The sequence below is a fragment of the Thauera sp. DNT-1 genome, from assembly GCF_055393985.1.
Genome location: NZ_AP043752.1, coordinates 1,505,096 through 1,527,499, shown reverse-complemented (window position 1 = coordinate 1,527,499; position 22,404 = coordinate 1,505,096). Strand labels below are relative to the sequence as shown.

Below are 22,404 nucleotides of genomic sequence, written 5' to 3'. Positions count from 1 at the left end.
TAGGCATGCGCGCGACGTAACGGGACCGGACACTCGAGAATCAGGAATACCAGACCCCCGTCGGCGCGCAAGCCCGGCGGGGGTCTTGCTTTTGTGCCCGCCGGTCCGGCCGTCGAACCCGAAGCCAAGGAGAGCAACATGATGCAAATGACCGGCGCGCAACTGATGGTGCGCCTTCTCGAGCGCCAGGGCGTGCGCACCGTCGCCGGCATTCCCGGCGGCGCGATCCTGCCCTTCTACGATGCGCTCTCGGGCAGCGAGCACATCCACCACGTGCTCGCCCGCCACGAGCAGGGCGCGGGCTTCATCGCCCAGGGCATGGCGCGCGTCTCGGGCGTGCCGCAGGTGTGCATCGCCTCGAGCGGTCCGGGCGCGACCAACCTGGTCACCGCGATCGCCGACGCCTGCCTGGATTCCATCCCGATGGTCGTCATCACCGGGCAGGTGCCGCAGGCGATGATCGGCACCGACGCCTTCCAGGAGGTCGACATCTATGGCATCACGGTGCCGATCACCAAGCACAACTTCCTCGTGCGCTCGGCGCAGGAGCTGCTCGAGGTCATTCCGGACGCCTTCCGCATCGCCATGTCCGGCCGTCCCGGCCCGGTGCTGATCGACGTGCCCAAGGACGTGCAGAATCAGCTCGTCGCCGTCGCGGAGTTTCCCGCCCCGGCGGTCGCCGATCCGGCCCCGCAGCTCGACCTGGCGGCGGTGGAGCTGGCGGCGAAGATGATCAACGAGGCCGAGCAGCCGGTGCTCTACCTCGGCGGCGGGGTGGTCGCCTCCGGCGCCGCGCCGCTGGCGGTGCAGCTGGCCGAGCAGGCCGGCCTGCCCACCACGATGACGCTGATGGCGCTCGGTGCGATGCCGATGGACCACCCGCTGTCGATCGGCATGCTCGGCATGCACGGCGCGCGCTACACCAACTTCGTGCTCGAGGAGGCCGATGTGCTGGTGTGCGTGGGCGCACGCTTCGACGACCGCGCGATCGGCCGCGCCGCGCAGTTCTGCCCGAACGCGAAGATCGTCCACATCGACATCGACCGCTCCGAGCTGCACAAGATCAAGAACGCCCACGTCGCCATCCACGCCAACGTCAAGTGCGCGCTCGAGGCGCTGCTGCCGCGCGTGCAGGCGACGCTGCGCAAGCGCTGGCTGTCGCATGTCGACAGCCTGAAGACGCGCTTCCCGATGCAGTTCCCCGGCCAGGACGACCCGCGCACCCACTACGGCCTCATCCAGGCGGTCGCCGCCGCGCTCGACGACCGCGCCATCGTCGCCACCGACGTCGGCCAGCATCAGATGTGGGTGGCGCAGGCCTATCCCTTCCGCCGGCCGCGCCAGTGGCTGACCTCGGGCGGCCTGGGCACGATGGGCTTCGGCCTGCCGAGCGCGCTCGGCGCCGCGCTCGCCGAGCCCGGGCGCACCGTGGTCTGCTTCACCGGCGACGGCAGTTTCAAGATGAACATCCAGGAGCTTGCGACGCTGGCCGAGGAGGGTCTGAACGTCAAGATCGTGCTGATGAACAACAACGCGCTCGGCCTGGTGTACCAGCAGCAGACGCTGTTCTACGGTCAGCGCCTGTTCGCTTCGAAGTACCGCACCGAGCCCGACTTCGTGAAGATCGCCGAGGGCTTCGGCGTGCCGGCGGTGGATCTCGATCTCGCCGACAATCCGCGCGCCGCGCTCGCCGAGGCGCTGCACCGCCCCGGTCCGTGCCTGATCCACGCGACGATCGACCGCGAACAATTCGTCTACCCCATGGTGCCGCCGGGTGCCGCCAACACCGAGATGATCGGAGGCTGATGATGATCGAACAGGTTTCCGACCCGCTGCCGCAAGCCGGCTATGCCAAGGTCGTTCTGGAACTGGATGTGAACAACCACCCCGGGGTGATGAGCCACATCTGCAACCTCTTCGCGCGTCGCGCGTTCAACGTCGAGGGCATCCTGTGCATGCCGGTGTCCGACGGCAAGCGCTCGCGCATCTGGCTGCTGGTGTTCGAGGACCAGCGCCTCGAGCAGATGGTGCGCCAGCTCGAGAAGCTCGAGGACGTGCTCAATGTGCGCCGGCATGGCGCCGAGCACGAGGTCTTCGAGCGCCTGGAGGGCTTCTTCCACTGAGGGGCGGCGCTCCGGCGCCCAAGCAGAAGGGGACGGCACGCGTGCTAGACTCGCGACCCGTCCCCGTTCCGTCATCGCGATCAGGCAGGAAATCCATGTCCGGCAACACCCTCGGCACGCTCTTCACCGTCACCTCCTTCGGGGAATCCCACGGCCCGGCGATCGGCTGCATCGTCGATGGCTGCCCGCCGGGACTGGCGATCTGCGAGGCAGACATCCAGGCCGAGCTCGACCGCCGCAAGCCGGGCACCTCGCGCCACGTCACCCAGCGCCGCGAGCCCGACACCGTCGAGATCCTCTCCGGCGTGTTCGAGGGCGTCACCACCGGCACCCCAATCTCGCTGCTGATCCGCAACCAGGACCAGCGCAGCAAGGACTACGGCAACATCGCCGACACCTTCCGCCCCGGCCACGCCGACTACGCCTACCTGCAGAAGTACGGCCTGCGCGACCATCGTGGCGGCGGGCGCTCGTCGGCGCGCGAGACCGCGGTGCGGGTGGCGGCCGGTGCGATCGCGAAGAAGTGGCTGAAGGAGCGCCACGGCATCGTCATCCGCGCCTGCATGGGTGCGCTCGGCCCGATCGAGATTCCCTTCGTGTCCTGGGACGAGGTCGACGGCAACCCCTTCTTCGCGCCCAACGCCGCGATCGTGCCCGAGCTCGAGGCCTTCATGGACGCGCTGCGCAAGTCGGGCGACTCGATCGGCGCGCGCATCGACGTGGTCGCCAGCGGCGTCCCGGTCGGCTGGGGCGAGCCGGTGTACGGGCGGCTCGATGCCGACATCGCCTACGCGATGATGGGCATCAACGCGGTCAAGGGCGTGGAGATCGGCGCCGGGTTCAAGTCGGTCGCGCAGCGCGGCACCGAGCACGGCGACGAGATGACGCCCGCGGGCTTCCTGTCCAATCATGCGGGCGGCGTGCTCGGTGGCATCTCCACCGGACAGGACATTCTCGCCAGCATCGCGATCAAGCCGACCTCGAGCATCCGCCTCGAGCGTCGCTCGATCGACCGCGCAGGCAATCCCGTCATGGTCGCCACCGAGGGTCGCCACGACCCCTGCGTGGGCATCCGCGCGACGCCGATCGCCGAATCCATGCTCGCACTGGTGCTGATCGACCACGCGCTGCGCCATCGCGCGCAGTGCGGCGACGTGCGCACCGACACCCCGCGCATCCCGGCGCTCGCGCCCGCAGGGAGCCAGCGCCTGCCTTCGCCGCGCTGAGGCGATGCGGGCAGGGCGGGGCGGTGCGGGGCGCCGCCCGGACGCAGGGGCTGGAGGGGGTGAGCGCGCGTACCCGGAGTGGGCGCGATGATTCCCTACTGGCGCCTGTCGGCGTACTACTTCTTCTACTTCGCCTTCGTCGGCGCGTTCTCGCCCTACTTCACGCTCTACCTGCAGTCGATCGCGCTGTCGGCCACCGACATCGCGCTGCTGATGTCGCTGATGCAGCTGATGCGCGTGCTGGCTCCCAACCTGTGGGGCTGGCTGGCGGAACGCCTGGGGATGCGCATCGCGATCGTGCGTCTGTCGGCGCTCGCCAGCCTGGCGGGCTTCTCGGTGTTCTTCCTGACCACCGAGTTCGCCGGGCTGTTCGCCGCGATGGCGCTGATGGCCTTCTTCTGGAGCGCGGTGCTGCCGCTGATCGAGGGTCTCGCCTTCGCCCACCTCGGCGAGGCTTCGCACCGCTATGGCCGCATCCGCGTGTGGGGCTCGGTCGGCTTCATCGTCGCCGTGCTCGCGCTCGGGCATTCGCTCGACCGCCTGCCGATCGAGGCGGTGCTGTGGATCACCATGTCCATCCTCGTCGGCATCGTGCTGTGCAGCTTCATCGTCCCCGAGGCGCCGCGCCCGCCGCTGCAGCGCGACGCCGCGAGCTTTGGCGACACCCTGCGCCGTCCCGAGGTGCGTGCCCTGCTCGGCGCCTGCTTCCTGATGTCGGCGGCACACGGCGCGCTCTACGTGTTCTATTCGATCCACCTGGTCGGCATGGGTTACGACAAGGGCGTGGTGGGCTGGATGTGGACGCTGGGGGTGCTCGCCGAGATCGGGGTCTTCATGTGGATGCCGCGCATCTCGGTGCGCTTTTCGCTGCGTGCGATCCTGCTGTTCTCCTTCGCCTGCGCGGTGGCGCGCTTCCTGATGATCGGCTGGGGCGCGCACAGCCTGGCGCTGCTGCTGCTCGCCCAGGTTCTGCACGGCGCCACCTTCGGCGCCTACCACGCCGCGGCGATCGCGGTGGTCAACGAGTGGTTTCCGGGCCGCCTGCAGTCGCGCGGCCAGGCGCTCTACGGCAGCATCTCCTTCGGTGCCGGCGGCATGCTGGGCGGCTTGCTGAGCGGTTACACCTGGGAGGGCATCGGGCCGGCGTGGACGTATACGATCGGCTCCGGCTTCGCGCTCGCCGGCCTGCTCTGGTTGCTGCTGGGCTGGAAAGGGGAACCCCGCCCCGCGCACGCACTCCACGAACCGAGGAGGTAATCGACCCATGCAATCCATCTTCAAGATCGCCCTGCCGGTGCTGCTCGCCGGCACCATCGCCACCGCCTGCCAGACCGTGCAGACCACGCACGGCGGCGCGGTCGGCGTGCAGCGCTCGCAGCTGATGATGGTCTCGGCGCAGGAGGTCGAACAGGCCTCGAACCAGCAGTACCAGCAGATGGTCGCCGAGGCGCGGAGCAAGAACGCGCTCGATCGCGACCCCGCCACCGTGCAGCGCGTGCGCCGCATCGTCTCGCGGCTCGCCGCGCAGACCGGCGCCTTCCGCACCGATGCCCCGTCGTGGTCCTGGGAGGTGCATGTGTTCAGCTCGAGCGAGCTCAACGCCTGGTGCATGGCCGGCGGCAAGATGGCGATCTACACGGGGCTGATCGAGCGCCTCGCGCTCACCGACGACGAGATCGCCGCGGTGATGGGCCACGAGATCGCGCATGCGCTGCGTGAGCACGCGCGCGAGCGGGTGTCGAAGTCGATGGCGACCGGGCTGGGCATCTCGGTCGCGGGCGCCCTGCTCGGCGTCGGCCAGCTCGGCCAGGACCTCATGGGCCAGGTTGCCAAGGTGACCTTCGAGCTGCCCAACTCGCGCGAGCACGAGACCGAGGCGGACCGCATGGGCGTGGAACTCGCCGCACGCGCCGGCTACGATCCGCGTGCCGCGGTGACGCTGTGGAACAAGATGGCCGGACAGTCGGCCGGCGCGCCGCCGCAGTGGCTGTCCACCCACCCCTCGCATGCGACGCGGCAGCGCGACCTGGCAGAGTACGCCGCACGCGTGATCCCGCTCTACGAGGGCGCGCGGCGCTGAGGGCGGGGCGTGCCTACACAGTTTTGCAGGCTTTGTGAAATAATCGATTCCTTTTTCAGACGCGGAACACTCCGGGATGAAAGCTCAAACGCTGTATGAAAAGCTCTGGTCCAGCCACGTGGTCCACGAGGAGGCCGACGGCACGGCGCTGATCTACATCGATCGCCACCTGGTGCACGAAGTGACCAGCCCGCAGGCCTTCGAAGGCCTCAAGCTCGCCGGGCGCAAGCCCTGGCGCATCGGCTCCATCGTCGCCACCGCCGACCACAACACGCCCACCGACCACTGGGATCTGGGCATCCAGGACCCGGTGTCGCGCCAGCAGGTCGAGACGCTGGACGCCAACATCCGCGAGGTCGGCTCGCTCGCCTATTTCCCGTTCAAGGACGCGCGCCAGGGCATCGTGCATGTCATCGGCCCGGAGAACGGCGCCACGCTGCCCGGCATGACCGTCGTCTGCGGCGACTCCCACACCTCCACGCACGGCGCCTTCGGCTGCCTTGCGCACGGCATCGGCACCTCCGAGGTCGAGCACGTGCTCGCCACCCAATGCCTGCTGCAGAAGAAGTCCAGGACCCTGCTCATCCGCGTCGACGGCCGGCTCGGCCGCGGCGTCACCGCCAAGGACGTGGTGCTCGCCATCATCGGCAGGATCGGCACCGCCGGCGGCACCGGCTACGCGATGGAGTTCGGCGGCAGCGCCATCCGCGCGCTGTCGATGGAAGGCCGCATGACGATCTGCAACATGGCGATCGAGGCGGGCGCGCGCGCCGGGCTGGTCGGCGTGGACGAGACCACCATCGAATACCTGAAGGATCGCCCCTTCTCGCCCAAGGGCGCGCAGTGGGAGCAGGCGGTCGACTACTGGCGCAGCCTGCACAGCGACGAGGGCGCCGAGTTCGACAAGATCATCGAACTCAAGGCCGAAGACATCCTGCCGCAGGTCACCTGGGGCACCTCGCCCGAGATGGTCACCACGGTCGACGGCCGTGTGCCCGATCCCGCCGCCGTCACCGACCCGGTGCGCCGCGAGGGCATCGAGCGCGCGCTCAAGTACATGGGCCTCACGGCCAACACCCCGATCACCGACATCCCGGTCGACCAGGTCTTCATCGGCTCGTGCACCAACTCGCGCATCGAGGATTTGCGTGAGGCTGCCGCGGTGGCCAAGGGCCGCAGCAAGGCCGCCAGCGTCAAGCGCGTGCTGGTGGTGCCGGGCTCCGGCCTGGTCAAGCGCCAGGCCGAGGCGGAGGGCCTGCACGAGATCTTCCTCGCCGCCGGCTTCGAGTGGCGCGAGCCGGGCTGTTCGATGTGCCTGGCGATGAACGCCGACCGCCTCGAGCCAGGCGAGCGCTGCGCCTCGACCTCGAACCGCAACTTCGAGGGCCGCCAGGGCGCGGGCGGGCGCACCCACCTGGTCAGCCCGGCGATGGCCGCGGCCGCCGCGGTCACCGGCCGCTTCACCGACGTGCGCGCGCTCTGAGCGGGCGTTCCGGACAGAGGAGAAGGCAATGAAGAAACTCGCACTGATCGCCGCGGCGCTCGTCGCCGGCTTCGTCTCCATGGCTTGCAACACGGTGCAGGGCGTCGGCAAGGACATCGAAAGGGGTGGCGAGGCCATCCAGAGGGCAGTCAAATAATGAAGCCGTTTACCCAGCTCGACGGGCTGGTCGCGCCGCTCGACCGCGCCAACGTCGATACCGACGCGATCATCCCCAAGCAGTTCCTCAAGTCGATCAAGCGCAGCGGCTTCGGCCCCAACGCCTTCGACGAGTGGCGCTACCTCGACGTCGGCCAGCCCGGCGCGGACAACAGCAAGCGTCCGCTCAACCCCGACTTCGTGCTCAACCAGGCGCGCTACCAGGGCGCGCAGATCCTCCTCACCCGCGACAACTTCGGTTGCGGCAGCTCGCGCGAGCACGCGCCGTGGGCGCTCGAGGACTACGGCTTTCGCGTGCTGATCGGGCCGAGCTTCGCCGACATCTTCTTCAACAACAGCTTCAAGAACGGCCTGCTGCCGATCAAGCTGGATGCCGCAGAGGTCGACGAGCTGTTCCGCCAGTGCGAGGCCAGCGAGGGCTACCGCCTGAAGGTCGACCTCGCCGCGCAGACGATCACCCGCCCGGACGGCAAGTCGATCGCCTTCGACATCGACCCCTTCCGCAAGGAATGCCTGCTCAACGGCTGGGACGACATCGGCCTCACGCTGCGCCACGCCGACAAGATCCGCGCCTTTGAAGAGCAGCGCCGCGCCCAACACCCTTATTACTTTGCCTGAGCCGGCCTGGCTCACCGAACCGAGGAAAACGATCCGATGAAGATTTGCGTGCTGCCGGGTGACGGCATCGGCCCCGAGATCATGGCGCAGGCCGTGCGCGTGCTGAACGCGCTCGATCTCCAGTTCGAGATGGAAGAGGCCCTGGTGGGCGGCTGCGCTGTGGATGCCACCGGCAATCCGCTGCCCGAGGCCACCCTCCAACTGGCGCGCGCAGCCGACGCCATCCTGCTCGGCGCGGTCGGCGGCCCGAAGTGGGACAGCCACCCGCGCAACCAGCGCCCCGAGCTCGGTCTGCTCGGCATCCGCAAGGAGCTGGCCCTGTTCGCCAACCTGCGCCCCGCGATCCTGTATCCGGAACTGGCCAACGCCTCGACGCTCAAGCCCGAGATCGTCGCCGGCCTGGACATCCTGATCGTGCGCGAACTGACCGGCGACATCTACTTCGGCCAGCCGCGCGGCATCGAGCTGCGCGAGGTCAATGGCGAATCGCAGCGCGTCGGCTGGAACACCATGATCTATGCCGAGTACGAGATCCGCCGCATCCTGCGCGTGGCCTTCGAGGCCGCGATGAAGCGCGGCAAGCGCCTGTGCTCGGTCGACAAGATGAACGTGCTCGAGACCACCCAGCTGTGGCGCGACATCGCGATCGAGGTGAGCAAGGAGTTCCCCGAGGTCGAGCTCACCCACATGCTGGTCGACAACGCCGCGATGCAGTTGGTGCGCAACCCCAAGCAGTTCGACGTGATGGTCACCGGCAACATGTTCGGCGACATCCTGTCCGACGAGGCCTCGATGCTCACCGGCTCGATCGGCATGCTGCCTTCGGCCTCGCTCAACGCCGACAACAAGGGCATGTACGAGCCCTCGCACGGCTCCGCGCCCGACATCGCCGGCAAGGATCTCGCCAACCCGCTCGCCACCATCCTGTCGGCGGCGATGATGCTGCGCTATACCTTCAATCAGGAGGCCGCTGCCCAGCGCATCGAGCGCGCGGTCAAGAAGGTGCTGGCCCAGGGCTATCGTACCGGCGACATCTACGAGCCGGGCACGAAGCGCGTCGGCACCCGCGAGATGGGCGACGCCGTGCTCGCAGCGCTGTAAGCTCGCGCGCTGGCAAGGCTTTTTCGAAGAACGTTTTTGTTGAGAGTGATGAACATGAATCGAGTCGGTCTGGTTGGCTGGCGTGGCATGGTCGGTTCCGTGCTGATGCAGCGGATGGTGGAGGAGGGCGACTTTGCCTTCATCGAGCCGGTTTATTTTTCCACCTCGAACGCCGGCGGCAAGGCGCCGTCCTTCGGCGGCAAGGAAGCGGCCGCGCCGCTGCAGGACGCCAGCAACATCGACGCGCTGAAGTCCTGCGATATCGTGATCACCTGCCAAGGCGGCGACTACACCAAGGAAGTCTTCCCCAAGCTGCGCGCCACCGGCTGGAACGGCCACTGGATCGACGCCGCCTCGGCGCTGCGCATGAACGACGACGCGGTGATCATCCTCGACCCGGTCAACCGCAACGTCATCGATGCCGCGCTCGCCAAGGGCGGGCGCAACTGGATCGGCGGCAACTGCACCGTGTCGCTGATGCTGATGGGCCTGGGCGGCCTGTTCAGGCACGGCCTGGTGGAGTGGATCTCGGCGATGACCTACCAGGCGGCCTCGGGCGCCGGCGCGCAGAACATGCGCGAACTCATCAGCCAGATGGGCACCATCCACGACTCGGTCAAGGACCTGCTCGCCGACCCGGCCTCGGCCATCCTCGAGATCGACCGCAAGGTTGCCGAAACCATGCGCTCGGACGCCTTCCCGAAGAAGAACTTCCGCAACACCCCGCTCGCCGGCAGCCTCATCCCGTGGATCGACGTCCCGGTCGAGCACGGCCAGAGCAAGGAAGAATGGAAGGGCGGCGCCGAGTGCAACAAGATCCTCGGCAACCCGGCCTTCCGCACCCCGGGCTCGATCCCGATCGACGGCCTGTGCGTGCGCATCGGGGCGATGCGCTGCCACTCGCAGGCGCTCACCATCAAGCTCAAGAAGGACGTACCGCTCGACGAGATCACCGAGATCATCGCCGGTGCCAACCCGTGGGTGAAGGTGGTGCCCAACGACCGCGAGATCACCGAGCGCGAGCTCACGCCGACCGCCGTCACCGGCACGCTCACCGTCCCGGTCGGCCGCCTGCACAAGATGGCGATGGGTCCCGAGTACCTCGGCGCCTTCACCGTCGGCGACCAGCTGCTGTGGGGGGCGGCCGAGCCGCTGCGCCGCATGCTGCGCATCCTGCTCGAGCGCTGAGCGTTTCGCGGCAGTCTGGCAAGGGGGGCGAAAGCCCCCCTTTTTGTTGCGAACTCGTGTCGAAAGGCGGTATTTCTTCACACCGGACGGGTACGAATCAGGCCCGGCTAATGCGATGCAAGCCGGGAAATGCTAGATTCCTAGGCCAGACGCGGTGAAATCGACCGTGATGCTCCGTTGCGGGGGAACGAGTTTTGAGATCCAAAATGACAAAATCGGTCCGGGCTTCCCTGCTCGCCCTCTCCATCGCCGCGCTTCCGCTGTCCGTGCAGGCGGCCGGGCTCGGTCAGATCAACGTCCTCAGCGGATTGGGTCAGCCGCTGCGCGCCGAGATCCAGATCTCCGCCAGCGCGCAGGAACTGCAGTCGCTGAGCGCCCGCATCGCCTCGGCAGACGCGTTCCGGCGTGCGAACCTGAGCTACGGCTCCGCGGTGAGCACGATCCGCGTCAGCGTGGATACGCGCGCCGCGCGTCCCGTCGTCCGTCTCACCAGCGACCGGCCGATCAACGATCCCTTCGTCGACCTGCTCGTCGAGCTCGACTGGGCGGGCGGCAATCTGGTGCGCGAATACACCTTCCTGCTCGATCCGGTCGAGCTCTCCGCCCCGCGACCGCTTGCGGCGGCGATCGAGACTCCAGCGGCGCGGCCCGTGCGCGGCGCGCCACGCGCCGCCGTGGCGGCGCCCGCGCCGATGCGTGCCGCGCCCGTCGCACCCGCGCCCGCCGACACCTGGACGGTGCGGCGCGGCGACACCATGCACCGCATCGCGAGCGCGAATGCGCACCCCGGCACCACGCTCGACCAGATGCTGATCGCGCTGCTGCGCGCGAACCCCCAGGCCTTCGACGGCGGCAACATCAACCGTTTACGCGCCGGAACGGTCCTCAATGTCCCCGGCGCCGATGCCGTGCGCGCCATCGACGCCGGCGAGGCGCGCCGCGAGATCCGCGCCCAGGCCGCCGACTTCGACGCCTACCGGCGCGGCCTCGCGACTTCGGTCGCGGCACGCGCGCCCGAACCCGCCGCTGTACAGGAGAGCGGCGGACGTATCGTGCCGCGCGTCCAGGAGCCCGCCGCGGCGACCGAGGCGGGCGACAAGGTGACGGTCTCGCGCAGCGACACCGGTGCGGACGCGGGCGGAGAGGCGCGCCTGCAGGTGCTGGAAGAAGAACTCACCACGCGTTCGAAGGCGCTCGAGGAGGCCAACGAGCGTCTTGTCCGGCTCGAGCGCAGCATTCGCGACCTGCAGCGCCTGCTCGAGGTGCAGAGCGGCACCATGGGCCAGTTGCAGGCCTCGTCCGGCGCGCCCGCCCAGAGCGTGGCGGCGGCCGAAGCACCCGTCGTGACCCCGCCAGTCGAGGCGGCCAAGGCACCACCGGCCCCTGCGGCCGTGCCGGGCCCTGTGGCCGAATCCGCCCCGGCGCCTGCGCCGGCCGCGCCTCCGGTGTCGGCGCCTGCGCCGGCTCCGGCGCCCGCGCCCAAGCCGCCCGCCGCGCCGGCCGCGGCAGTCGAGCCCGCAGCCGCACCCGGCTTCGTCGATACCCTGATGGAGGATCCGACCCTGCTCTACGGCGGTGGTGGCATCCTCGCGCTGTTGCTCGCCTACGCAGGCCTGAAGGCGCGCCAGCGCCGCAAGGAAGAAGAGATCCGTGCTGCCGAGGCCGCCCTCGGTGCCGCCTCGGTGGGCAGCAGCGGCCAGAGCGTGTTCGCGGGCACCGGCGGCCAGAGCGTCGATACCGGTGCCACCAGCATCATGCACACCGACTTCAGCCATTCCGGGCTGTCCTCGATCGATACCGACGAGGGCGTGGACCCGGTGGCCGAGGCGGACGTCTACATGGCCTACGGCCGTGACGCGCAGGCAGAGGAAATCCTGCAGGATGCCCTCAAGGCCGATCCGGGCCGGGCCGCGATCCATCTCAAGCTGCTCGAGATCTATGCCCAGCGCCGCAGCACGCGCCAGTTCGAGACCGTGGCGAGCGAGCTTTTCGCACGCTCCGGCGGCCAGGGGCGCGACTGGGAGAAGGCTGCTGCGCTGGGGCGCCGGCTCGATCCGGAGAATCCGCTCTACGCTGCGGAGCGTGGCGACACGGGTGTGCAGCGCGCGCCGCAGGGCGAGCCCGCGGTGGCGCCGACGGTCGCTGCGGCAGCGGGCGTCGCTGTCGCAGGCGCCGTCGCGACCGCAGCCGAGGCCGCACCGACCGGGCCGGAGCTGGCCTCGCTCGATTTCACCGCGGCGGCCGCTGCGCAGCCCAGCCACTCGCAGATGCGCGACACGTGGACATTGCCGGGAGAGCTGAACAAGTTCGCCTCGGGCGAGCGTGAGGGTCCGGCAGGCGAGCCAGCCGGAGAGGGGGCGCCGGCTGCGCCCCTGGCCGACGAGATCCCCTTCGACACCGGTGCGCTCGACTTCGAGCTCGACCTCGCGGATGACACGCCCACCGCGATGCCCGACCTGTCGGCGACCACGCCCGGCCTCGGTCGCGAGTTCGATCTCACCCTGGAAGCCGCGGACGAGGAGCCGCCTCCCCCGGCCCCAGCTTTCATTCCCGTTTCCGAGCCGGCCGCTGATGGCGGTCTGACCTTCGACCTCGATCTCGGCGAGCCCGACGAGCCCTTCGAGGCCGCGGCGCGCGAGCCGCAGCCGGCCAGCCCCGCCGCGATCGAAGCCGCATCCGCACCCGAGGCGTTCGCCTCCGCGCCGACGATCTCGGTGGAAGACTCCGGCACGATCAGCAACCTCGACTTCGAGCTCCCCGGCATGGAGGCTCCGGGCGGCGAGGCCTTCGATCTCGATGCGACCGTGGTCAGCGCCACCGGCACGCTCGACGACGAGCTCGCGCCGCCGCCGGCGGCCCCTGCGGGCACGGCCGACGAGGCCGTGGTCGACCTCGAGAAGACCGCCTTCGACTCCAGCCTGCTCGACTTCGACTTCGAGCTCGACGCACCGGCGACCCCGACCCAGGCCGCGGTGCCGGCCGGGCTCGACCTGACCTCGATCGATCTCGACCTCGAGGCGCTGCCCGCCGAAGCCGGTGCCGCGTTCGATGCGGTGCCGTTCTCGGTGGCCGACACCCAGTTCGACCAGCCGGCCGCAGGCGGCGCGGAAGCGCCGGGGTCGATGAACGAGGAGGCCGAGACCAAGCTCGAACTGGCCCGCGCCTACGAGGAGATGGGCGACAAGGAAGGTGCGCTCGAATTGCTCGAGGAAGTGGTCGCCGAGGGGACGCCGCGACAGCAGACCACGGCCCGCGATATGATCGCGCGCCTGGGCTGAACGCCCCCGCCGGCAGGCCGCCACGAGCGCGGGCTCGCGGCGGCCTTTTCCGTTTACCGATGCACTCCGGCCTTGTCCTGCTCCTCTGGCTCGCGGCGGTCGCCGCCGTCCAGCTCCTGCCCTCCGCTGCGCTCGGCGTCGCGGTCGCGGCCTGTGCGCTCGCGGCCGCCGTCTTCGCGCGCGCGCGCACCTGGCGCCTCGTGCGGCGGATCCGCGTGCTGCTGATCGCGATCGCCATCCTCTTCGCCTGGTTCACCCCGGGCGAGGCGGTGCTGCTCGACTGGCCGCGCCTGGGGCCGACACGCGAGGGGCTTGCGCTCGCGGCGCTGCATGCCGGGCGGCTGCTCGCCGTGGTGTGCGCGGTCGGCATCCTGCTCGAGCGCCTGCCGCTCGCGCGCCTGGTCGGTGGCCTGTACGCGCTGTCGCGCCCGCTGCGCCTGGTCGGCGTGGCGCCCGAACGCCTCGCCCTGCGCCTCTTGCTGGTGCTGCGCTACGTCGAGGCCTCGCCGCGCGGGCAGGGGCCGGCCGACTGGCGACACTGGCTGGCAGACGAGTCTCCGTCCGACGCGGCCGCCGAAGCGGCGCCGGTGGTGCTGGCGCGCGAGCGCCTCGGACTGGGCGAGGGGCTGCTGGCGGGTGCGCTCTTCGGCGCGCTGCTGTGGTGGAGCCTGGCATGAGGCGCATCGTGCTCGGCCTCGAATACGCCGGCGACGCCTTCTGCGGCTGGCAGAGCCAGGCCCATGGCCGCACCGTGCAGGACGTGCTCGAGCGCGCGCTCGCGCAGATCGCGGGCGAGCCGGTGCGCACCCACTGCGCCGGACGCACCGACACCGGCGTGCATGCGAGCGCGCAGGTGGCGCATTTCGACACCCGCGCCGTGCGCCCGGCCTCGGCCTGGGTGCGCGGTGTCAACGCGCTGCTGCCGCCGGCCGTGGTGGTGCGCTGGTCGACCGAGGTGGGCGACGACTTCCACGCCCGCTTCCTGGCCTGCGAGCGGCAGTACCGCTACATCCTGCACAATGCGCCGACGCGGCCGGCGATGCTGGCCGGGCGGGTGGGCTGGTACCACCCGGCGCTCGACGTCGAGCGCATGGCCGCCGCCGCGCAGTGCCTGGTCGGCACCCACGACTTCTCAAGTTTTCGCGCTGCCGGCTGTCAGGCGAAGACGCCGGTGCGGGTGATGCACGAGGCCCGCGTGGTCCGCCAGGGCGAGTACCTGCTGTTCGATTTCCGCGCCAACGGCTTCCTCCACCACATGATCCGCAACCTGGTCGGCGCGCTGGTGTACGTCGGCAAGGGGCGCTATCCGGTGGCGTGGATGCGCGAGCTGCTCGAGGCCCGCGACCGCGCGCGCGCGGCGCCGACCTTCTCCCCGGACGGGCTCTACCTGTGCGGCGTGGCCTACCCGCCGCGCTGGTCGCTGCCGGGTGATGGGCGTATCATCGCGCTGCCCCAGCTACCCCTCGTCTGAATGTTCCGTACCCGAATCAAGATCTGCGGCCTGACCCGGCCGCAGGACGTGCGCGCGGCTGTCGATAGCGGTGCCGACGCGATCGGCTTCGTGTTCTACCCGCCCAGCCCGCGTGCGGTCTCCATAGAGCAGGCTGCCGAGCTCGTCGCGCTGCTGCCCCCCTTCGTCGTCTCGGTCGGCCTCTTCGTCAATCCCGCTCCCGGCGAGGTCGAGGCGGTACTCGCGCGCGTTCCGCTGCAACTTCTGCAGTTCCACGGTGACGAAAGCGAGTCCGACTGTGCCCGTCACGGGCGCGCGTGGATCAAGGCGGCGCGAATGCGGCCCGGGGTCGATCTGCTAGAATTCGCGGCTTCGTACCCGCGCGCGAGCGGCATCCTGGTCGACGCCTTCGTCGACGGCTATGGCGGCGGGGGCAGGACCTTCGACTGGACGCTGATCCCCGCAGGCTTCAAGCGTCCGCTCGTGCTTTCGGGCGGACTCGACGCGGACAACGTGGGCGACGCCGTGCGCCGCATCCGCCCGTGGGCGGTGGATGTGTCGAGCGGGGTCGAGAGTGCCAAGGGAATCAAGGACGCGGACATGATCGCCGCGTTCATCGCCGGAGTTCGACATGCAGATGGCTGACACGCCTTACCAGTTTCCCGACGCGAGCGGGCATTTCGGGCCCTACGGCGGCATCTTCGTCGCCGAAACCCTGATGCCGGCGCTCGCCGAGCTGCGCGAGGCCTACGCGGCCTGCCAGAACGATCCGGCGTTCGTCGCCGAGTTCGAGTACGAGCTCAAGCACTACGTCGGCCGCCCGAGCCCGATCTACCATGCCAAGCGCTGGTCGGAGCTCCTTGGCGGCGCGCAGATCTACCTCAAGCGCGAGGATCTCAACCACACCGGCGCGCACAAGGTGAACAACTGCATCGGCCAGGCCATGGTCGCCCGCCGCATGGGCAAGCCGCGCGTGATCGCCGAGACCGGTGCCGGCCAGCACGGTGTGGCCACCGCCACCGTGGCCGCACGCTACGGCATGGAGTGCGTGGTCTACATGGGTTCGGAAGACGTCAAGCGCCAGGCCGCCAACGTCTACCGCATGAAGCTGCTCGGCGCCACCGTGGTGCCGGTCGAGTCCGGCTCGAAGACGCTCAAGGATGCGCTCAACGAAGCCATGCGCGACTGGGTGACCAACGTCGCCGATACCTTCTACATCATCGGCACCGTCGCCGGCCCGCACCCGTATCCGATGATGGTGCGCGACTTCCAGTCGGTGATTGGCAAGGAATGCCTGGTGCAGATGCCCGACATGGTGGGCCGCCAGCCCGACTACGTGATCGCCTGCGTGGGCGGCGGCTCCAACGCGATGGGCATCTTCCATCCCTACATCGGCGTGCCGGGCGTCAGGCTTGTCGGCGTCGAAGCCGCCGGCGACGGCCTGGACACGGGGCGCCACTCGGCCTCGCTGACCGCCGGCCGCCCCGGTGTGCTGCACGGCAACCGCACCTACCTGCTGCAGGACGAGGACGGGCAGATCATCGAGACGCACTCGGTCTCCGCCGGACTCGACTACCCGGGCGTCGGTCCCGAGCACGCCTGGCTGAAGGACACCGCACGCGCCGAGTATGTCGGCATCACCGACGCCGAGGCGCTCGAGGCCTTCCACAAGCTGTGCCGGCTGGAGGGCATCATTCCGGCGCTCGAGTCCTCGCACGCGCTCGCCTACGCCGCCAAGCTGGCGCCCTCCCTGCCCAAGGACAAGATCCTGCTGGTCAACCTCTCCGGGCGCGGCGACAAGGACATGCACACCGTCGCCGAGCGCTCCGGCATCCAGTTCTGAACCTGAATCCGAACCTGAAGCGGGCCGCTGATGCGGCCCGCAGTGTGATCGAGACATGTCGAGAATCCAGACCGTTTTCCAGCGCCTCCAGGCCGATGGCCGCAAGGCGCTGATTCCCTTCGTCACCGCCGGCTTCCCGGCGCCCGCGCTCACCCTGCCGCTGATGAACGCGCTGGTCGAGGGCGGCGCCGACATCCTCGAGCTCGGCGTGCCCTTCTCCGACCCGATGGCCGACGGCCCCACCATCCAGCGCGCCTCCGAGCGCGCGCTCGCGCAGGGCATGAGCCTGCGCAAGGTGCTCGAGACCGTGCGCGCCTTCCGCGCCGCCAATGCCGATACCCCGGTGGTGCTGATGGGCTACGCCAACCCGATCGAGGCCATGGGCCAGGAGCGCTTCGTCGCTGCCGCGCATGAAGCCGGAGTCGATGGCGTGCTGGTGGTCGATTACCCGCCAGAGGAGTGCGTGAGCTTCGCCGCTACCGCCAAGGCCGGCGGCCTCGATCCCATCTTCCTGCTCGCGCCCACCTCGGGCGAGCAGCGCTTCGCCGATGTCGCGCGCGCCGGCAGCGGCTATATCTACTACGTCTCGCTCAAGGGCGTGACCGGCAGCGCCAAGCTCGACGTCGACGAGGTCGCCCGCCGCATTCCCGAGATCCGCGCCGCGGTCGGCATGCCGGTGGGCGTGGGCTTCGGCATCCGCGACGCCGAGAGCGCGCAGCGCATCGGCGCGGTGGCCGACGCGGTCGTGATCGGCAGCCGGATCATCGAGGAGATCGAGAACAACCCGGGTGACGAGGTGGCGCGTGTGCGCGACTTCATGCGCCCGATCCGCGCCGCGCTGGACGCGCTGGCGACGGGCAGGGGGGTACAGGCATGAGCTGGTTCGAGAAACTGATCCCGCCGCGCATCAAGCGCGGCGACTCGTCGCGCAGCAAGTCGATCCCGGAAGGGCTGTGGAGCAAGTGCGAGGGTTGCGAGTCGGTGCTCTACCGCTCCGACCTCGACAGCAACCTCGGCGTGTGCCCGAAGTGCGGCCATCACCATCGCCTGCGCGCTCGCCGTCGCCTCGACCAGCTGCTCGACCCCGAGGGCCGCGTCGAGATCGGCGCCGAGGTCACGCCGGTCGATGCGCTCAAGTTCAAGGACTCGCGCAAGTATCCCGATCGCCTGTCCGCGGCCGCTGCCGACACCGGCGAGGCCGACGCGATGGTGGTGATGCGCGGCGCGATCAAGACCGTCCCGGTGGTGGTCGCCTGCTTCGAGTTCGAATTCCTCGGCGGCTCGATGGGTTCGGTGGTCGGCGAGCGCTTCGTGCGCGGTGCGCGTGCGGCCTTCGAGGAGCGCCTGCCCTTCATCTGCATCACCGCCTCGGGCGGCGCGCGCATGCAGGAAGGCCTGCTCTCGCTGATGCAGATGGCCAAGACCACCGCCTCGATCACCCGCCTGGCCGAGCGCCGCCTGCCCTTCATCACCTTGCTGACCGACCCCACCATGGGCGGCGTGTCGGCGAGCTTTGCATTCATGGGCGACGTGGTCGTCGCCGAGCCTAACGCGCTGATCGGCTTCGCCGGCCCGCGCGTGATCGAGCAGACCGTGCGCGAGAAGCTGCCCGAAGGCTTCCAGCGCGCCGAGTTCCTGCTCGAGAAGGGCGCGATCGACCTGATCGTCGACCGTCGCGAGCTGCGCGACCGTCTCGCGGTGCTGCTCGCCATGCTCAACCGCCAGCCCGCGGACGTGGTCGTCGGGTGATGGCGGAGCAAGCCGCATCGCCCGCCAGCCTGGACGGCTGGCTCGCCCTGCTGGAGCAGCGCCACGGCCAGCGCGTCGAGCTCGGGCTCGAGCGCGTCGCCGCGGTGCGTGCGCGCATGCAGGCCGAGTCGGACGCCGTGGTGATCACCGTCGGCGGCACCAACGGCAAGGGCTCGTGCTGCGCCATGCTCGAAGGCATCCTGCTCGCCTCGGGCTACCGCGTGGGCTGCTACACCTCGCCCCACCTGCTGCGCTACAACGAGCGCGTGCGCATCGACGGCAGGGACGCCGACGACGCGGCCCTGGTGGCCGGATTCGCCGCCGTCGAGGCCGCCCGCGGCGACACCGCGCTGACCTATTTCGAGCACGGCACCCTGGCGGCCTGGCAGGTCTTCGCCGCGGCAGGGCTGGACGTGATCATCCTCGAGGTCGGCCTCGGCGGCCGGCTCGACGCGGTCAACGTGTTCGAGCCCGACTGCGCGCTGGTGACCAGCGTGGCCATGGACCACATGGACTACCTCGGCGACACGCGCGAGGCGATCGGCTTCGAGAAGGCGGGCATTTTCCGCGCCGGCCGTCCGGCCGTGTGCGGCGATCCGCAGCCGCCCGCGACCCTGGTCGAGCACGCCGCGGCGATCGGCGCGCAGCTGTGGATCAGCGGGCGCGACTTCGGCTTTGGCGGCGACCGTCAGCAGTGGGGCTACTGGCGCTACGCCCAGCCTGCGCGCGAGGGTGCGCTGGTGCGCCGTGGCGGGCTCGCCTATCCGGCGCTGCGCGGCGCCAACCAGCTGCTCAACGCCGCGGCGGTGATCACCGTGCTCGAGTGCCTGCGCGAGCGCATCCCGGTGTCGATGCAGCACGTGCGCCAGGGCCTCATGCTGGTCGAGCTGCCTGGCCGCTTCCAGGTGCAGCCGGGGCGCCCCTCGGTGGTGCTCGACGTCGCGCACAACCCGCAGGCCGCCGGCGTGCTCGCCGACAACCTCGGCAACATGGGCTTCTACCCCGAGACCTGGGCGGTGCTGGGCATGCTCGCCGACAAGGACGTGGCGGGCGTGGTGGGGCTCATGGCCGGCCGCGTCGACCACTGGCTGCTCGCCGACCTCCCCGGGCCGCGTGGCCTTTCCGCCGAAGCGCTCGCCGCGCAGGTGCGTGCGGTGAAGGAGGGCGCCGACATCCGCTGCTTCGCCACGCCGGCCGAGGCCTATGCTGCGGCGCAAAAATTGGTCGCCGAGGATGATAGAATCGTCGTTTTCGGTTCTTTCCTGACGGTTTCGGATGTGCTCGCCGCGATCAAGGCGGCACGGCGCGGATGAGGTTTGGCGGTGACTGAGGCAGATTCCCTCGAGATCAAGAAGCGCGCGCGCCGTCGGCTGGTCGGCGCGATCGCGCTTGCCCTGCTGGCCGCGATCGTGCTGCCGATGATGATGGAAGAGGAGCCGAACCCCTCGATCGAGGACATCCGGGTCTCGATCCCCGATCGCGACAAGGCGGCCAGTCCGCGCCGCGGCGGCGCGCCCGAGAATGCGAGCGCGCCGGTCGCCGTCGCGGTGCCGGAGGACGACGAGGTGGTCGCGGCCGAGAAGCCTGCGACCGAGAAGACACCGGCGGCGGGGGACAAGCCCGCTCCTGCCGCTTCCTCCGCGCCCGCAAAGCCCGCCACGCCACCCACGCAGCCCGCCGCGGCGATGCCGCAGCGCCCGCCTGCGCCGGTGGCGACCCCCGAGCCGCGCCGCCCCTCCGCCGACGAAGAGGCCCGCCTGCGCGCGCTCATCGAGGGCAAGGCCTCGCCCGCGCGTGGAGACAGCTACGTGCTGCAGATCGGTGCCTTCAGCGACGCCGTCAAGGCCGCCAGGCTGGTCGATGATCTGCGCGCGCGCGGCTTCCCGGCCTACACCGAGCGCGCCGGCAACGTGATGCGGGTGCGTGTCGGTCCGGTGGCCGGTCGCGCCGAGGCGGACGCCACCGCGGCCCGCCTCAAGGCCGCCGGACACCCGGCGGTCCTGCAGCCGCGCTGACTTCCCGGATCATGACCGTCTTCGACTACGTCTTTCTCGGCCTGCTCGCCTTCTCCGCGCTCATCGGCATGTGGCGCGGCCTGGTCAGCGAGGTCATGGCGGTGCTCGCGTGGGCGGCAGCGCTCTTCGCCGCGTGGCGCTATAACGAAGAAGCGGCCGGGGTCTTCACCGGCATGATCGTCGAGCCGATGTGGCGCCAGGTCGCGGGTGGTGCGCTGGTCGTGGTCGGGGTGCTGATCCTCGCCGCGTTGCTGCGTTACCTGTTGCGCGAGTTGCTGCGCGCCGCCGGGCTGGGCGCCACCGACCGCTTCTTCGGCGCGCTCTTCGGCATCGCGCGCGGGCTGGCGGTCGCCTTCGTGGTGGTGCTGATCGGCGGGCTCGCCGGCGTTTCCAAGGAGCCGTGGTGGCGCGACGCGCTGTTCGCGGCGCCGCTGGAGTCGGCGGTGATCGCCGCCAAACCCTGGCTGCCTGCAGAGGTAGCCGACAAGATTCGATTCAGATAGGCCTCAATCCATGTGCGGAATTCTCGGTGTCGTCGCCACCTCCCCGGTCAACCAACTGCTCTATGACGGCCTCCAGGTGTTGCAGCACCGCGGCCAGGACGCGGCGGGCATCGCCACCTCGGAGGGCGGGCGTTTCCACATGCACAAGGGCTCCGGCCTCGTGCGCGACGTGTTCCGCACGCGCAACATGCGCAATCTCCAGGGCAACTGGGGTATCGGCCATGTGCGCTACCCGACCGCGGGCTCGGCCTACAACGCCGCCGAGGCGCAGCCCTTCTACGTCAACTCGCCCTTCGGCCTGTTGCTGGCGCACAACGGCAACCTGACCAACTCGGAAGCGCTCAAGCGCGAGATGTTCCTGTCCGACCTGCGCCACATCAACACCAGCAGCGACTCCGAGGTGCTGCTCAACGTCTTCGCACACGAGCTGCAGGCTGCCTGCAAGGGGCTCAAGATCGACGAGGAGGCCATCTTCACCGCGGTCGCCGGCGTGCATCGGCGCTGCCGCGGCGCCTACGCGGTGGTGGTGATGATCGCCGGCTACGGTCTGCTCGCCTTCCGCGACCCTTACGGCATCCGCCCCCTGGTGATCGGCCGCAACGACTGCGAGGCCGGCACCGAGTGGCTGGTGGCCTCGGAGTCGGTGGCGGTGGACGTGCTCGGCTTCCGCCTGCTGCGCGACGTCGCGCCGGGCGAGGCGGTGCTGGTCGATACCGCCGGCCGCTTCCACAGCCGCCAGTGCGCCGCGCGCACGGTGCATGCGCCGTGCATGTTCGAGTTCGTCTACCTGGCACGGCCGGATTCGATCATCGATGGCGTGTCGGTGTACGAGTCGCGCATGAAGATGGGCGAGTTCCTCGCCGACAAGATGCGCCGCACCATGCCCAACGTGCACATCGACGTGGTGATCCCGATCCCCGACTCCAGCCGCCCCTCGGCGATGCAGATGGCCGACCGGCTCGACCTGCCCTTCCGCGAGGGCTTCGTCAAGAACCGCTACATCGGCCGCACCTTCATCATGCCCGGCCAGGCCACGCGCCGGAAGTCGGTACGCCAGAAGCTCAACACCATCCATCAGGAGTTCAAGGGCAAGAGCGTGCTGCTGGTCGACGACTCCATCGTGCGCGGCACGACCAGCAAGGAGATCGTCAACATGGCGCGCGAGGCGGGGGCCACCAAGGTCTATCTCGCCTCGGCCGCGCCGCCGGTGCGCTACGCCAACGTCTACGGCATCGACATGCCCACGCGCGGCGAGCTGATCGCCTCCGACCGCAGTGAAGAGGAGATCTGCCGCGAGATCGGCGCCGACGGCCTCATCTACCAGGACCTCGACGACCTCAAGGCCTCGGTGCGTGCGCTCAATCCCTCGCTGCAGTTCTTCGAGACCTCGTGTTTCGACGGCCACTACATCACCGGCGACATCACCGTCGAGTACCTCAACGGCGTCGAGAACCAGCGCAGTGAAGCCAAGCCGGGCAAGAACGACCAGGATGACGGGGACGATGGCCAGCTCGACCTGAACCTCGCCTCCGACGCCGAGCACTGAGTCGCCCCCAAGACGAAACCAAGC

Annotated in this window: 21 protein-coding genes; all 21 read left to right on the top strand. The window is 69.7% G+C overall.

Annotated features, from left to right (window positions below; all coding sequences use genetic code 11):
• Positions 1-138 precede the first annotated feature (138 nt).
• The gene (ilvB, locus tag ACZ5PP_RS07085) at positions 139-1,806 is read left to right on the top strand and encodes an acetolactate synthase large subunit (protein ID WP_012585806.1); all 1,668 of its coding nucleotides are present in this window, start codon (positions 139-141) and stop codon (positions 1,804-1,806) included.
• Positions 1,806-2,123, top strand: coding sequence for an acetolactate synthase small subunit (gene ilvN, locus ACZ5PP_RS07080; RefSeq protein WP_004265834.1), 318 nt, complete (start codon positions 1,806-1,808; stop codon positions 2,121-2,123). The genes ilvB and ilvN overlap by 1 nt, the downstream gene beginning before the upstream one ends.
• A gap of 95 nt (positions 2,124-2,218) precedes the next feature.
• Positions 2,219-3,349: a chorismate synthase gene (gene aroC, locus ACZ5PP_RS07075; protein ID WP_004265816.1), complete on the top strand. Its 1,131-nt coding sequence runs from the start codon at positions 2,219-2,221 to the stop codon at positions 3,347-3,349.
• 87 nt (positions 3,350-3,436) lie between these two features.
• On the top strand, positions 3,437-4,606 hold the full coding sequence (locus tag ACZ5PP_RS07070; RefSeq protein ID WP_004265815.1) for an MFS transporter: 1,170 nt from the start codon (positions 3,437-3,439) through the stop codon (positions 4,604-4,606).
• A gap of 7 nt (positions 4,607-4,613) precedes the next feature.
• A complete protein-coding gene (locus tag ACZ5PP_RS07065) occupies positions 4,614-5,429 on the top strand; it encodes a M48 family metallopeptidase (RefSeq protein WP_004265813.1) in 816 nt (271 codons plus the stop codon).
• Positions 5,430-5,505: 76 nt separating this feature from the next.
• A complete protein-coding gene (leuC, locus tag ACZ5PP_RS07060; protein WP_464826917.1) occupies positions 5,506-6,912 on the top strand; it encodes a 3-isopropylmalate dehydratase large subunit in 1,407 nt (468 codons plus the stop codon).
• Between the two features lie 28 nt (positions 6,913-6,940).
• The gene (locus tag ACZ5PP_RS07055; protein ID WP_004265808.1) at positions 6,941-7,069 is read left to right on the top strand and encodes an entericidin A/B family lipoprotein; all 129 of its coding nucleotides are present in this window, start codon (positions 6,941-6,943) and stop codon (positions 7,067-7,069) included.
• A complete protein-coding gene (gene leuD / locus ACZ5PP_RS07050) occupies positions 7,069-7,707 on the top strand; it encodes a 3-isopropylmalate dehydratase small subunit (protein ID WP_004265805.1) in 639 nt (212 codons plus the stop codon). Before ACZ5PP_RS07055 ends, leuD begins: the two co-directional genes overlap by 1 nt.
• Before the next feature lie 36 nt (positions 7,708-7,743).
• Positions 7,744-8,808 carry a 3-isopropylmalate dehydrogenase gene (gene leuB, locus ACZ5PP_RS07045; protein ID WP_004265802.1) on the top strand — a complete coding sequence of 355 codons (1,065 nt, stop codon included), beginning with the start codon at positions 7,744-7,746 and terminating at the stop codon, positions 8,806-8,808.
• Between the two features lie 54 nt (positions 8,809-8,862).
• Entirely contained in the window at positions 8,863-9,996 is a 1,134-nt protein-coding gene (gene asd / locus ACZ5PP_RS07040; RefSeq protein WP_004265800.1) for an aspartate-semialdehyde dehydrogenase, read from the top strand.
• A gap of 206 nt (positions 9,997-10,202) precedes the next feature.
• Positions 10,203-13,274, top strand: a complete 3,072-nt coding sequence (locus ACZ5PP_RS07035; RefSeq protein ID WP_464826916.1) for a motility hub landmark protein FimV — start codon at positions 10,203-10,205, stop codon at positions 13,272-13,274.
• Between the two features lie 59 nt (positions 13,275-13,333).
• Complete coding sequence (locus ACZ5PP_RS07030; RefSeq protein ID WP_043746647.1) at positions 13,334-13,951, top strand: CbiQ family ECF transporter T component; 618 nt, start codon at positions 13,334-13,336, stop codon at positions 13,949-13,951.
• Positions 13,948-14,745 (top strand): tRNA pseudouridine(38-40) synthase TruA, encoded by a 798-nt coding sequence (gene truA / locus ACZ5PP_RS07025; protein ID WP_004323335.1) that lies wholly within the window; start codon positions 13,948-13,950, stop codon positions 14,743-14,745. The genes ACZ5PP_RS07030 and truA overlap by 4 nt, the downstream gene beginning before the upstream one ends.
• Positions 14,746-15,369: a phosphoribosylanthranilate isomerase gene (locus tag ACZ5PP_RS07020; RefSeq protein WP_004323337.1), complete on the top strand. Its 624-nt coding sequence runs from the start codon at positions 14,746-14,748 to the stop codon at positions 15,367-15,369. It abuts the gene before it with no gap.
• Positions 15,356-16,567, top strand: a complete 1,212-nt coding sequence (trpB, locus tag ACZ5PP_RS07015) for a tryptophan synthase subunit beta (RefSeq protein WP_004323339.1) — start codon at positions 15,356-15,358, stop codon at positions 16,565-16,567. Before ACZ5PP_RS07020 ends, trpB begins: the two co-directional genes overlap by 14 nt.
• Before the next feature lie 55 nt (positions 16,568-16,622).
• Positions 16,623-17,444, top strand: a complete 822-nt coding sequence (gene trpA / locus ACZ5PP_RS07010) for a tryptophan synthase subunit alpha (protein ID WP_004323341.1) — start codon at positions 16,623-16,625, stop codon at positions 17,442-17,444.
• Positions 17,441-18,316 (top strand): acetyl-CoA carboxylase, carboxyltransferase subunit beta, encoded by an 876-nt coding sequence (accD, locus tag ACZ5PP_RS07005; protein WP_004323343.1) that lies wholly within the window; start codon positions 17,441-17,443, stop codon positions 18,314-18,316. Before trpA ends, accD begins: the two co-directional genes overlap by 4 nt.
• A complete protein-coding gene (gene folC, locus ACZ5PP_RS07000; RefSeq protein ID WP_004323345.1) occupies positions 18,316-19,629 on the top strand; it encodes a bifunctional tetrahydrofolate synthase/dihydrofolate synthase in 1,314 nt (437 codons plus the stop codon). The genes accD and folC overlap by 1 nt, the downstream gene beginning before the upstream one ends.
• Positions 19,630-19,638: 9 nt before the next feature.
• The gene (locus tag ACZ5PP_RS06995) at positions 19,639-20,331 is read left to right on the top strand and encodes an SPOR domain-containing protein (protein WP_012585801.1); all 693 of its coding nucleotides are present in this window, start codon (positions 19,639-19,641) and stop codon (positions 20,329-20,331) included.
• 11 nt (positions 20,332-20,342) lie between these two features.
• Positions 20,343-20,834, top strand: coding sequence for a CvpA family protein (locus ACZ5PP_RS06990; protein ID WP_004322207.1), 492 nt, complete (start codon positions 20,343-20,345; stop codon positions 20,832-20,834).
• Positions 20,835-20,844: 10 nt separating this feature from the next.
• Entirely contained in the window at positions 20,845-22,380 is a 1,536-nt protein-coding gene (gene purF, locus ACZ5PP_RS06985) for an amidophosphoribosyltransferase (RefSeq protein WP_004322209.1), read from the top strand.
• Positions 22,381-22,404: the final 24 nt, after the last annotated feature.